General features: G+C 28.6%; 11 protein-coding genes, 1 tRNA gene and 1 pseudogene. 10 read left to right on the top strand and 3 right to left on the bottom strand.

Translation table 11 applies throughout. The features are described from left to right. The first annotated feature begins 54 nt into the window (after positions 1–54). From HALO113_RS10830 to HALO113_RS10805, 6 genes are all read left to right on the top strand, one after another. On the top strand, positions 55–873 hold the full coding sequence (locus HALO113_RS10830; RefSeq protein WP_159779029.1) for an alpha/beta hydrolase: 819 nt from the start codon (positions 55–57) through the stop codon (positions 871–873). A gap of 7 nt (positions 874–880) precedes the next feature. Continuing rightward, entirely contained in the window at positions 881–1801 is a 921-nt protein-coding gene (locus HALO113_RS10825) for a PD40 domain-containing protein (RefSeq protein ID WP_159779028.1), read from the top strand. Then, the gene (locus HALO113_RS10820; RefSeq protein ID WP_159779027.1) at positions 1801–2319 is read left to right on the top strand and encodes a GNAT family N-acetyltransferase; all 519 of its coding nucleotides are present in this window, start codon (positions 1801–1803) and stop codon (positions 2317–2319) included. The genes HALO113_RS10825 and HALO113_RS10820 overlap by 1 nt, the downstream gene beginning before the upstream one ends. Positions 2320–2419: 100 nt before the next feature. Continuing rightward, positions 2420–3250 (top strand): hypothetical protein, encoded by an 831-nt coding sequence (locus tag HALO113_RS10815; protein ID WP_159779026.1) that lies wholly within the window; start codon positions 2420–2422, stop codon positions 3248–3250. An 11-nt stretch (positions 3251–3261) separates the two neighbouring features. Then, complete coding sequence (locus HALO113_RS10810) at positions 3262–4065, top strand: hypothetical protein (RefSeq protein WP_159779025.1); 804 nt, start codon at positions 3262–3264, stop codon at positions 4063–4065. Between the two features lie 92 nt (positions 4066–4157). Continuing rightward, positions 4158–4550 carry a DUF2721 domain-containing protein gene (locus HALO113_RS10805; RefSeq protein ID WP_159779024.1) on the top strand — a complete coding sequence of 131 codons (393 nt, stop codon included), beginning with the start codon at positions 4158–4160 and terminating at the stop codon, positions 4548–4550. A 1-nt stretch (position 4551) separates the two neighbouring features. On the opposite strand, the gene HALO113_RS10800 is transcribed toward HALO113_RS10805, so the two are convergent. Continuing rightward, on the bottom strand, positions 4552–4992 hold the full coding sequence (locus HALO113_RS10800; RefSeq protein ID WP_159779023.1) for a response regulator: 441 nt from the start codon (positions 4990–4992) through the stop codon (positions 4552–4554). A 49-nt stretch (positions 4993–5041) separates the two neighbouring features. Further along, positions 5042–5217 (bottom strand): annotated as a pseudogene (locus tag HALO113_RS10795) (hypothetical protein); the annotation flags it as partial. Positions 5218–5361: 144 nt separating this feature from the next. Here HALO113_RS10795 and HALO113_RS10790 point away from each other — a divergent pair. From HALO113_RS10790 to HALO113_RS10775, 4 genes are all read left to right on the top strand, one after another. Beyond that, positions 5362–10122 carry a chemotaxis protein CheB gene (locus HALO113_RS10790; RefSeq protein WP_159779022.1) on the top strand — a complete coding sequence of 1587 codons (4761 nt, stop codon included), beginning with the start codon at positions 5362–5364 and terminating at the stop codon, positions 10120–10122. 211 nt (positions 10123–10333) lie between these two features. Next, a complete protein-coding gene (locus HALO113_RS10785; RefSeq protein ID WP_159779021.1) occupies positions 10334–11077 on the top strand; it encodes a hypothetical protein in 744 nt (247 codons plus the stop codon). A 67-nt stretch (positions 11078–11144) separates the two neighbouring features. Further along, positions 11145–12191: a sensor histidine kinase gene (locus HALO113_RS10780; RefSeq protein ID WP_159779020.1), complete on the top strand. Its 1047-nt coding sequence runs from the start codon at positions 11145–11147 to the stop codon at positions 12189–12191. After that, positions 12172–12939 carry a LytTR family DNA-binding domain-containing protein gene (locus HALO113_RS10775; RefSeq protein ID WP_236554657.1) on the top strand — a complete coding sequence of 256 codons (768 nt, stop codon included), beginning with the start codon at positions 12172–12174 and terminating at the stop codon, positions 12937–12939. The genes HALO113_RS10780 and HALO113_RS10775 overlap by 20 nt, the downstream gene beginning before the upstream one ends. Positions 12940–12987: 48 nt before the next feature. On the opposite strand, the gene HALO113_RS10770 is transcribed toward HALO113_RS10775, so the two are convergent. Continuing rightward, positions 12988–13061: transfer RNA gene (locus HALO113_RS10770), tRNA-Thr, on the bottom strand. Positions 13062–13086: the final 25 nt, after the last annotated feature.

The following is a 13086-nucleotide window of genomic DNA, read 5'->3' as shown; positions in this document are numbered from 1 at the left end:
TCGTTACATAAAAATTGATAAATACTTATATTTGATAAACTTTCATAAATTGTCATGAAACATCAAATCTTATTATTCATTTTTCTTCTCTTATCAACAAGAACTGTAAGCCAAGAAAATAAAAAATCACTGAATATTGGAGAAACTGTATCATTATACTCAGATATTCTTTCTCAAAATCGAATATTAAATATTTATTTACCAGAAGGATATACTCAAAATGACACCATTACATATCCAGTAATTTATTTATTAGATGGGTCCATGAATGAGGATTTCATGCATGTTTGTGGGTTAGTTCAATTTTTTAACCTTCAATTACAAATGCCAAAAACTATTGTTGTAGGTATAGCTAATATTGACAGGAAACAAGATTTTACTTTTCCAACTGAAATAAATGATTTAAAAAAAAGTTATCCCACAACGGGTGGTTCTGAAAAATTCATTCGCTTTATTGAAGAAGAATTACAGCCCTACGTTTCAAACAACTATAAGGTTTCGAATAAAAAATATATCATTGGTCAATCTTTAGGCGGTCTGTTAGCTACAGAAATTTTATTCAAAAAACCAGAATTATTTACGCATTATATCATTACTAGTCCGAGTTTATGGTGGGATGACCAATCCTTGTTACAAAAAGCCAACACATATTTAACCAAGATTCAAAAACCAGTTTATGTATTTGTAGCAGTTGGTGAAGAACATAAGATTATGATTAGAGATGCCAAAAACTTGGCTTCAGAATTAAAAAAATATCCGAAAACCATTCAATCAAATTTTCAATTTTTCTCTAAAGAAAATCATGCCACTATATTACACAACAGCTTATACCACGCCTTTTTATTAGAATTTCCCTATAAAGAATCCAAATAATCATTTTATGAAAACAATATATTTTTGGTTCGTTTTACTAACTTTTGCAAATGGTATTAGCCAAAATGAAACGGTAGTTCCAGCCTTTGATTTTTTAATCCAATTTACTAATTGTAGAGATTTTACGCTTTCTAAAAATCAAGATGAAATCTATTTTACCATACAAAATACAACGGAAGAAATTTCTCGAATTGCCTACAGTAAAAAAATAAAAAACAAATGGACAACTCCTGAATTAGTCTCTTTCTCAAGTGACCATAGAGACATAGAACCTTTTCTAAGCGCAGATGGATTGCGATTGTACTTCTCTTCAAACCGACCTTTGGAAGACACTTCAAACCAAAGTAAAGATTATGACATTTGGTATGTTGAAAGGAAAGATGCAAAAGAAAAATGGTCTCATCCCATTAACATTGGAATACCTGTTAATTCAGCTAAAGATGAATTTTACCCATCTGTTGCTTTAAATGGGAATTTATATTTTACTTCCGAAAATGATAAATCACTAGGTAAGGACGATATTTTTGTATGTTATTGGAAAAATAATTCTTTTACTAATCCAGAAAACCTTGGAACGGCTATTAATACTTCGGGTTATGAATTTAATGCTTTTATTGCTTCAGATGAATCCTTTTTACTTTTCACAGGTTACAAAAGAGATGATGGCTTAGGAAGTGGTGATTTGTATATTAGTTATAAAGACACAAATGGAAATTGGCAATTAGCTTCAAGTTTGGGAAATATAATTAATTCGAAAGCAATGGATTATTGTCCTTATTATGACAGAGATACCCACACCTTATATTTTACTAGTAAGAGAAATCATGTTACCAATAGACATTTTGAAACCATTGTAGAATTTGAAAAAGAAATCAATCAATATGAAAACGGATATAGTAGAATATATAAAATTAATATCAAACTATAATGAATTTACAGCCCATATTAAGTAATGATTTAATCCTCATACGTCCTTTACAAAAAGAAGATTTTAACGATTTATATGCTATTGCGTCAGATAAATTATTATGGGAACAACATCCCAATAATGATCGATATATCAAAGAAGTTTTTCAAGATTTTTTTCAAAAGGCCTTGGATTCTAAAGGAGCATTTGTAATAATTGACCAAGAAGATAAGAAAATTATAGGTTCTTCACGTTATTATGATTTAAATATAGAAAATAGCAATGTAGTTATAGGATTTACATTCTTATCAAGAAAATATTGGGGTACAATTTATAATGCTACAATTAAAAAACTCATGTTAGATTATGCTTTCAATTATGTAGATGATGTTCATTTTCATGTAGGAAAAACTAATTTTAGATCTCAAAAAGCAATGGAAAAATTAGGCGGAAAAATAATTGGACACATTACATCAAACAATAGGATTGAAGGAAATCCTGTATATGGAATTTCAAAAAAGGATTGGTTACTAAAATAAATTGGCACACTTGTTGGATAGAATTTGTTAAAAAATTAACATTTCAATTAAACCTTTTTTATCTTTTTTAATCTTATCTATAAACATAAAAACTTTGATTATGAAAAAATTAAATCTTATTACAGCTACACTACTTTTTGTTACAGCAACATTATTTCAATCTTGTAATAAAGACGAAGACACAATAACAGTAGACCAAGAATTACTTACAGCTAATGCACAAATTGATTTATCAAATGAATTAGATTTTGATTTAGGGTTAGACGTTGCTAATAATCAAGACACTTATTCTAATAGAAATGGAAATACAACCATGTCTTTTCCATCTTGTGCAACAATTTCTGTCCAAAGTGGTACTTTAGGACAATTTCCAATAACATTTGCAATTGATTTTGGAACAAATTGTTTACATAATGGTATTTTACGTTCAGGTATAATAACAATTACTTTTGACGATTACTTAATTAATTATGGTAGTCACATGACAATTGAACGTTCTAATTATTATGTGAATGGAAGAAAAATAGAAGGTACGGTAGTTTATGAAAATCAAACTAGTAATACACAAATACCTAAATGGTCAAGAACAGTAACTAACGGAAAATTAACAACTATTAGTGGCAATATTTTTACTTTTTACGGAACTAGAATTGTACAACAAATTGCTGGTGTAAATACTATTGATTTAAATGATAATGAATACGAAGTTTTATCTGGCACTCATACCGTAAATAGACCTAATGGTTCCTCGTTAACTGTTACTGTTGTTAGTCCTCTAATAAAAAAATATTCTTGTACTTATATTTCACAAGGGCAACTTAATTTACAAGGAGCTTTACTAGACGGAATTTTAGATTATGGAAACAATACTTGTGATAACCAAGCTACATATACGCATTCTAATGGAGTAGTTTACAATATTACACTTTAAAAATAGACTTTATGAAAAAATTCTTCACTTTAGTGTTTCTTCTAGGAATTAGTATAACTTTTTCACAAGAAAATGACCAACCAGAACATACTGGAGATAACTTTAGTCTTGAAGGTGCGTTAGCCATTTTTAAGAAATCTACAAATTTAGAAGATTTTGAAAAAATGATTAATGAAGAAAACAATAATGTAAACAATTTAGATTTAAATGATGATGGAGAAATAGATTATATTATTGTAAACGACATTCAAGAAAACGACACGCATGTTATTGTTTTAAGCACCTATTTAAATGACACAGAAAAACAAGACATTGCAATCATAGGAATTGAAAAAACTGGAAATGAAGAAGCTATACTTCAAATTGAAGGCGATGAAGATTTATATGCAGAAAATACTATAATAGAACCTTCTTCAATTGAAGAGAAAATAGATAAAAGTGGTAAAGGTCCAAATAGTTTTGAAGTTAACCCTACTGCAATCATTATAAATGTATGGTTCTGGCCAAGTGTACGCTATATTTACGCTCCAGGTTATGTTGTTTGGAAATCTCCTTATAGATGGAGAAATTATCCAAGAGGCTGGAAACCATGGAAGCCTTATGGACATACTGTTTTCTATACTCGATGTGCTCCTCATCGTGTACATTATATAAGAACACCTACAAGACGTGTAGTAGTTGCTAGGAAAGTATATACTCCTAGAAGAAGTCGTTCAACAGTTGTAGTACATTCGCGTAGAGGAACAACCGTTGTCCACAAAAACAAGAGAGGTAAAACTACAGTGGTAAAAACAAAAAAAAGAGCAAGGAGATAATTCTTAACTAATCGCTAATCTAAAAATAATGATTAGCGATTTTTTTTAATTTTTAAAATTTTCCCGAACTTTGAACATCACAAAAGAAAACAATGAACTTATCAATTGAAACTCCTGCACTACTTTTTTCTGCTACTTCATTAATACTTTTAGCGTATACTAATCGGTTTTTGACTATAGCACAAATCATTAGAAGTTTAAAAAAAACCTACGATCAAGAGGAAAACAAAGTAATTTTATTAGAAATAAAAAATTTAAATTTAAGATTAACGCTCATTAGATACATGCAATTATCTGGAGTAATGTGCTTATTTTTATCAGTATTTGCCATGTTATTATTGTTTTTAGGCCATCAATTAGTGGGCATCTATCTTTTTGGTCTTTCTTTGTTAAGTTTACTTATCTCTTTAGGGCTATCCTTTTGGGAAATAAGCATTTCAGTTAAAGCATTACGTCTTCATCTAAGTGATTTAAACGAAAAATAATTTAAGACAAAAACAGTTGTTGCAAAACATTTTTCAACTTATCTATTTCAAATGGTTTCCATAAAAATCCGTTAAAATAGTTATTTTCATAATTAGCAACAGTTAACATGGTATCAGCAGTTAATGCAATTACGGGTGTATCTTTATTCAAATTTTCAGTTGTCTTAATTTGTTTAGTAACTTCTATTCCATTCATATCAGGCATATGTATATCCATTAATATAAAATCATAGGATGTATTTTTTATCTTTTCCAATGCAATTTTACCATTTTCAACATGTTCCGATTGGATTTCCCATTTAGACAATATTTTTTGAAGTAAAACGGCATTTATAATCGTATCTTCTACAATTAAAACCTTTTTTCCACTAAAATTAATATTACTATTTTTACTCCATTCATTTACAGATTGGATTTGAATTTCACTTCTATGTAGTTTCATGACTAGTCCTAAAAAATCGATACAGATTTATTAGACAAAAATAATTAAATTAAACACTTGCAAGAACGTTCTTGCAAGTGTTTTTTCTTTTATAAGTTCTCATTTTTAGATTAGATTGTTGATGCATTTGATTTGGAGTTAACATATGATTAGAGTAGTGAGGTCTTTTTTGATTGTAAACTTGGATAACTTCTTTTATTATTTGTTTCATAATTGGCAAATCTTNATAAAAAACTATCTTAGAACATTGAGTATCTTTTTTAATTATCTGAAAAATTACAGATTTCAGACCACATTTATTTTGCTTAAAAGTAAAAAATATTATTATCTATTAACCACAAAAAATTATAAGATAATAAAAAGTATAGTATGATAAATAAAGATTCAAGTTTCTATGTTGTAGGTATTGGTGCATCGGCTGGTGGTTTAGACGCTATTCAACATTTATTTGACAACATTCCACAAGATACTGGAATGTCATTTGTAATTATTCAACATCTATCACCAGACTTTGTTAGTTTAATGCCAGAACTTTTGGCTAAACACACAAAAATGAAAATTTTCACTGCACAAGAAGAACTCAAGATAGAACCTAATTGCATTTATCTCAATCAAAGAAACAAAAACTTATTTATAAAAGATGGTAAATTACATCTCATAAACAAAGGACCAAAAGAAAATTTAAACTTTCCTATAGATATCTTTTTCCATTCGTTAGGCGAAGAATATAAAGAAAAATCTATTGGAATTATCCTTTCTGGAACGGGTTCAGATGGTTCTAGAGGTATAAAAACGATAAAAGAAGCTGGTGGCATTGTTTTAGTTCAAGAACCAGGTAGTGCTCAATTTGACGGCATGCCTAACTCGGCTATTGCTACGAATCAATTTGATTTTATTCTTGAAACGAAAGAAATTGGCAACACACTAAAAACGTTAGAAATGAATAGGCTTAGCTTTATTCAAGATGATTATAATCCCAAATTAAATGAAGAATTAATTCAATATATATTAACCGATATTTTTAATTATTCAGGTATAGACTTTAGAGAATACAAGAGAAATACGCTTCTACGAAGAATTGAAAAAAGAATGGGAATTAATAGCATTTACAAATTATTTGACTATTACAATTTCCTTAAGAATAATGAAGCAGAAAAAATAGCTTTACAACAAGATTTTCTTATAGGTGTCACTCGATTTTTTAGAGACGAAGAGGCTTTCCATATTCTAGAAGATAAAGTTATACCTACCATTTGTAAAAACAAAAAATCATTTGAAACCATTCGCATTTGGGTTGCTGGTTGCTCAACTGGTGAAGAAGCCTACTCTATTGCCATTCTACTTGACAATTATATTCGTTCCAAAAAAATAAACATTGATTTCAAAATTTTTGCAACAGATGTAGATGAAGTAGCCGTGAGTATTGCTAGTGCTGGATTATTTCATGTGAATACGGCTAATGAAATAAAGAAAAATTTCTTAGAACAATATTTTATTAAAACGGGTAATAAAATTCAAATTATTAAACGCATAAGAGAAAAAATAGTCTTTTCAAAACATAACTTATTTCTCAATCCTCCATTTATTAAAATGGATTTAATTTCATGTAGAAATCTTCTCATTTATTTAGATAATAAAGTGCAAAAGAAAATCATGGATCGTTTTCAATTTTCGCTAAATAAATTTGGTTTTCTGTTTTTAGGAAGTAGTGAATCATTAGGAGATAATGCTAAATATTACGATACTGTAGATACAAAATGGAAAATTTATCAAAATATTTCAGATGAAAAATCCATTCCTAAAAATGACAAATTAGAGAACAAGTTAGACGACTTAAAATTTAAAGCTTCTGAACATATACGAACAGGTCTTGATTTAAAATTTAAAACAAGTCCAGAAATTGTATTTCATAAATATTTAGCGAAAAAGTTTAGCCCAGATTCCATTTTTATAGACAATGAATACAATGTTTTATTTATAAGTGGTAATGCTGGCAAAAAGATTATTCAATCGGAAGGTGTGTTTCAAAATAATTTATTAAAAATTGTTAGTCCCAAAATAGCGGTAGCAATAAAAAATGGAGTTCAAAAATTAGAAACTGAAAATAAGCCCGTAGTTTTAAAAGATCTTATAAATAAAACAGAACATACCACTTTTGTATTTGATATTACAATTCACAAATCTAATGACTACAAAGAATTAATCAATACATATATATTGCAATTTAGCGAAGACAAAGAGGTTAAGGAAGAGGTAATGATTATTAAAGATATTCCTATAGACGAAATTTCTCGCCAAAGACAAGAAGAATTAGAAAATGAGTTAATTGTTACCAAAGCTGAATTACAAAAAGTTGTTGAAGAATTAGAAACCAGCAATGAAGAACTGCAATCTTCAAATGAAGAATTAATGGCTTCAAATGAAGAATTACAAACCACCAATGAAGAATTACAATCTGTAAACGAAGAACTATATACAGTTAATGCAGAATTACAAGAAAAAAATAGAGAATTACAAAATTTAAATAACGATGTTAATAATCTTTTAAATAACACAGATATTGGTACACTTTTTCTAGATGCTAATTTAAGAATAAGAAAATTTACGCCTACCTTACAAAAATTATTCAACCTTCAAGAAATAGATTATGGAAGACCTATTTCTAGTTTTTCTTCTAATTTCAATGAAGCTGCTTGGAAACAAATGTTAGAAGATTCAAAAATTGCTCTTGAAAAACTAGTTACTTTTGAAAAAGAAGTCATTGATAACAAAGAAAATCATTATTTAATTCGAATAATTCCGTTTATTACTAACAAAAAAGTAATTGATGGTGTGGTTATTACATTTGTTGATATTAATCAATTAAGACGCAAAGAAGCAGAATTATCAAAAAGCGAAACCCATCTTAAAAAAGCACAAGAAATTGCAAAAGTGGGAAGCTGGTATTTAGATATCGCTACAAATGAAGTTACTTGGACAGAAGAGTTATATAAAATGTATGGTTTTGATTCTGAAAAACCTGTTCCCCCCTATTCAGAGCATAAAAAATTATTTACAAAGGAGAGTTGGGAAATCCTGTCCTCTTCTTTAGATAAAACCGCAAAAGAAGGCATCCCATATGAGTTAGAATTACAAACTGTTCGTAAAGACAAATCGAAAGGATGGATGTGGGTAAGAGGAGAAGCTTTAAAAGATGAAAATGGAACTATTTATGCACTTTGGGGTGCTGCACAAGACATTTCTATTAGAAAAGAAGAATCTATAAAACTACGTCATTTTAAAAAAGCCTTTGATTCTACCAAAGAAGCAATATCTATAAGTACTAAAGAGGGTTCTCATTTTTATCACAATAAAGCCTTTACAAAACTTTTTGGTTATGAAAATGATGAGCTACCACATAATTCAGTTAAAACTTTATACAGTTCATCTTCCTTATCAGAAGAAGTCTATGGAAAAATTATGGAAGGCAAATCGTGGAATGGCGAACTAGAAATGATGAATAAAAATAATAGAAAATTCTCGGTTTCCTTAAGAGCAGATGCCATATTTGATGCAAAAAATAGAATCATTGGATTAATACAAATATATAGTGACATAAACGACAAAATAGAAGCTGATAAAGTAAAACAATTGCAGCACGCAAAAACACTAACCCTTTTTGACGCTATCAATCAAATAGTCTATGTAGTTGACCCTAAAACTGATGAACTCATTTTCACAAATAAAATTTTTAATGAAGTTTGGAAAAATAACACTCCTATTTTAGGCAAAAAAAGCGAAGAAATTATTCAAGGTAAGAAAACGGAAAAACAAATTATCTCCGATTCTGAAAAATCGAACTCTTGCATTTGGGATTACAAAAGTAAATTCAATAACAAATGGTATAGGTGCAATGAAAGAGACATTGATTGGATAGATGGAAGGAAATTGAAAATGGTAACTGCATTAGATATTACAGATATTAAATCGGTTCAAAGCGAACTCATAAAAGCTAAAGACAAAGCAGAAGAAAGTGATCGACTAAAATCGGCATTTTTAGCCAACATGAGCCATGAAATAAGAACCCCTATGAATGGCATTGTAGGTTTTACCAATTTACTTTTAGAACCTAATCTTACTGGAGAAGAACAACAACAATATATCGAAATTATACAAAAAAGTGGTTATCGCATGTTGAATACTTTAAATGATTTGATTGATATTTCTAAAGTGGAAACAGGACAAATGGAAGTTTACATTAAAGAATTTAATATATGCGAAGAAATTGAAAATAATTACGAGTTTTTTAAATCTGAAGCAAGACAAAAAGGATTAAATCTTATTTTAAAAAAACCCATAATTAAAAAAGACCTTATAATCTATTCCGATCAAAGAAAAATAAATTCTATTCTAACTAATTTAATTAAAAATGCTATAAAATACACCGATACTGGCACGATTGAAATTAGTTATTCTTTAGAAAATCAACAATTATTTTGCCAAATTAAAGATACAGGTATTGGTATACCCAAAAATAGACAAGAAGCCATTTTTGACCGATTTGTACAAGCAGACATTTCAGATATAAGGGCTTTTGAAGGTTCAGGACTAGGGTTAACTATAGCCAAAGCCTATGTTGAAATATTAGGTGGTACTATTGGGTTAGAATCAGAGGAAGGAATCGGTTCTATATTCTATTTTAGTATACCGATTCAAGATAACGAATCTAAAAAAGAAGAAAAAATAAAAAATGCTATCGAGCAAAAAACAGATTTTAGCCCAATAAATAAAGTACCCAAAATACTAGTTTCTGAAGACGATGAAACCTGTTTCCAACATTTAGATATTTTGTTAAAAGATGTAGTAGCAGAAATAATTCATGCTAGAAACGGATTAGAAGCCGTGGAGATTTGCAAAAAAAATCCAGATATAAACTTAATACTTATGGATATTAAAATGCCAAAATTAAACGGTTATGAAGCTACGAAAGAAATTAGGACTTTCAATAAAGACGTAACAATTATTGCACAAACGGCTTATGCATTAGCCGGTGACCATGAAAAGGCTATAAAAGCAGGATGCAATGATTATATTCCTAAACCTATTAAGAAAGAAAAACTCTATAGCCTTATAAAAAAATGGACCGATTAATACCGCTTCATTTTCTTCCTACTCTATTTAAATAGCAACTATACCATAAAAAAATAGTCACGCTTTTTTTAGAATTAACCATTAACCATTCATTTTAAATTTTCCTTAATTCATTCCTTTTTTTCCTTATTACATCGTTTTTAGATTGTATGAAATTCTCATACTTTCTAGTTTTGGGTTATTAAATAATTCAATTTAAAATAAAACAACAATGAAAAAAGAATTAATATTTTTAAGAACCTTTGCTGCTATCACTGCATTAGGAACAATGTTTTTAGCAACCTCAGCATTCAAAAAAAATGGAAATCAAAAATTTAGCGAAATAGATGTTGAACGCATTAACATTGTAGAAAAAGATGGTACCGTAAAAATGATTATAACCAATGTAGATAAATTCCCAAATGGCAATACAATTATTAATGGTCGCACCACAAATGAAACGAGAAAAAAACGCTCTGGCATGCTGTTTTTTAACGAAGATGGCATTGAGTGTGGTGGTTTTATCTATGATGGGGCAAAAACAAAAAACGGTCATAGCTCAGGGCTATCTTTAACTTATGATCAATATAATGGTGACCAAGTTATGCAACTATTAAACCAAGATTTTCAAGAAGGTGAGAAACGTTTTGTGAGTACCAGTTTAGTTTTTAACGATAGGCCGTCAAAAGAAACACAAGAAAAAAACGCAGAAATAACCAAAGAACTCGAAATACTTGGCAAAGAAAATCCCAAGTTAATGCAAGAAAAATACAAACAATATGAATCTGAAGGTATTATTGGTGGTGCACCTAGAGTTATGTTAGGCAAAACAAGGAGTTTGAATAACGGTTTGTTTTTGTTTGATGATAAAGGAAAGCCAAAAGCCATGTTTTATGTGGATAAAAACAATAAAGCAAAACTTGATTTTTTCGATGACAATGGCAATATCATTGCTTCTTTTCCAGAGCAAAAATAAAGAATTGAAAAAAAGAAATAGTGCTATATAGGTTATAGCACTATTTTTGTAAAAATGTTCAAACACTATGCAATTAGTAAAAAAAATAAAAGAGCATCGTTATTTTTTATATTTTATTTTTCTATTTGGATACGCACAATCGATTCAAATTAGATATCTTATAAGACGAGAATTAAGTGGGTATCTTTTTACTCCAGAAGCGGCTATTAGTAGTTTTATTAGTAGTTGTATCTTCTTTTCAATTATATTGTATCTCATTAAAAAATGGCAAAAAAAGAACCCGTTCAGTATAAAAAATGCAATAAAAACTTTCAGTATTGCAATACTAATCTATTTAGCAATTATTAATCTAATCGGTTTTGCCATTGCTTTCCTATTTAACAATATTGAAAGAAATTTTAATACTGAAACATTAACACACGCTATAGTTTCTTATTTTATGGATGCTATAATTTATGGTAGTTTTTTCTTGGCTTATTATTATCATTTACACAATAAAAAATACCTCAAACAACTAAACAGCTATAGCAATGCCCTTTCAGAAAGTAAAATTAAACAACTTAAAACGCAGCTTAACCCTCATTTTTTATTCAACAACCTAAATGTATTAGACCAGCTTATAGAAGAAGATAAAAATAAAGCTTCCGAATTTTTAAATGAATTTGCAGAAATTTATAGGTATGTATTACGAGTAAGTGATAAAAAAACAATTCCATTAAAAGAGGAAATTGATTTTATAAAAAAATATTTTTCACTTATTGAGCACAAATACAATTTGGCATTCCAATTAAAAATAGAAGAAAAAGAAATAATACAAAATCAATTAATAGTACCTTTAGCGCTTCAAATTCTTATTGAAAATGCAATTAAACACAATATAGGGAATGAAAAAAATCCAATTAAAATTGTAATTAAAATAGACAAGGAAATTACAGTATCTAATAACCTTAACATAAAACAAGTTCCTTTATCATCTGGCAAAGGTTTAGAAAACCTAAAAGAACAATATCTTTTATTATCGAAAAACAAAATACAAATAATTAAAACACAAGATAATTTTACAGTAATTCTTCCTTTAATTTCAAATAAAACGAATGAAAATAATTATTATTGAAGACGAAATTCCTGCTAGAAAAAAATTAAGACGTTTTTTAGAACAATTGAATACAAGCTTCGTTATTGTAGCAGAAATAAGCACCGTAGAAGAAGGCATCTCCACATTACAATCTGATCAAAAAATAGATTTAATCCTTTCAGATATTGAATTATTAGATGGAAATGTTTTTGAAATCTATTCTCAAGTTAAAATTACATGTCCCATTATTTTCACTACAGCATACAACGATTTTTTAATGCATGCTTTTGAAACAAATGGTATAGAATATCTTTTAAAGCCATTTTCTTTTGAACGATTTAAAAAAGCTTGGGAAAAATTTTTACTATTACAAAAAACAGCTAGTTCTAATAATGATATTCTTCAAAAACTAAATCAGATTTTAACCCAACCATTAGAAAAAACAACCCTAAAAAAACGTTTTACAATAAATACAAGTAAAGAAATCTATTTTGTTGAAACCGATAACATTTCTTTTTTTTCAGCCGAAGAAGGAGTAATATTTGCCATAGATATTAACTCCAAAAAACATCTATTATCACAAAATACGTTAAAAGATATTGAAACATTATTAGATAGTTCCTCTTTTTTTAGGATAAATAGAAGTGAAATAGTTCACAAAAAACATATTCTAAAAATAGAGAAATATGCTAAAAATAATTTAGCTATAAGGCTATTAGGATACGATAAATTTCTTGTAACAAGTCAAAGTCAAACTAAACTATTTAGAGATTGGTTAGAAATATAAATAGAAGTGTATAAAACAAAAAAAGGAAAGCTTTCACTTTCCTTTTTGAGCCGATGGAGGGACTCGAACCCACGACCTGCTGATTACAAATCAGCTGCTCTAGCCAGCTGAGCTACACCGGCAATTTTAAAAGGTAAACAATGTCTT

The sequence above is a fragment of the Flavobacterium sp. 9AF genome (genome assembly GCF_902506265.1).
Classification (GTDB): Bacteria; Bacteroidota; Bacteroidia; order Flavobacteriales; family Flavobacteriaceae; genus Flavobacterium.
This window is presented reverse-complemented; position numbering and strand designations above follow the sequence as displayed.

Bases quoted from the DNA above. Each gene is read 5' to 3' on its own strand.
- HALO113_RS10830 (WP_159779029.1), top strand. From the start codon at position 55: ATGAAACATCAAATCTTATTATTCATTTTTCTTCTCTTATCAACAAGA.
- HALO113_RS10825 (WP_159779028.1), top strand. From the start codon at position 881: ATGAAAACAATATATTTTTGGTTCGTTTTACTAACTTTTGCAAATGGT.
- HALO113_RS10820 (WP_159779027.1), top strand. From the start codon at position 1,801: ATGAATTTACAGCCCATATTAAGTAATGATTTAATCCTCATACGTCCT.
- HALO113_RS10815 (WP_159779026.1), top strand. From the start codon at position 2,420: ATGAAAAAATTAAATCTTATTACAGCTACACTACTTTTTGTTACAGCA.
- HALO113_RS10810 (WP_159779025.1), top strand. From the start codon at position 3,262: ATGAAAAAATTCTTCACTTTAGTGTTTCTTCTAGGAATTAGTATAACT.
- HALO113_RS10805 (WP_159779024.1), top strand. From the start codon at position 4,158: ATGAACTTATCAATTGAAACTCCTGCACTACTTTTTTCTGCTACTTCA.
- HALO113_RS10800 (WP_159779023.1), bottom strand. From the start codon at position 4,992: ATGAAACTACATAGAAGTGAAATTCAAATCCAATCTGTAAATGAATGG.
- HALO113_RS10790 (WP_159779022.1), top strand. From the start codon at position 5,362: ATGATAAATAAAGATTCAAGTTTCTATGTTGTAGGTATTGGTGCATCG.
- HALO113_RS10785 (WP_159779021.1), top strand. From the start codon at position 10,334: ATGAAAAAAGAATTAATATTTTTAAGAACCTTTGCTGCTATCACTGCA.
- HALO113_RS10780 (WP_159779020.1), top strand. From the start codon at position 11,145: ATGCAATTAGTAAAAAAAATAAAAGAGCATCGTTATTTTTTATATTTT.
- HALO113_RS10775 (WP_236554657.1), top strand. From the start codon at position 12,172: ATGAAAATAATTATTATTGAAGACGAAATTCCTGCTAGAAAAAAATTA.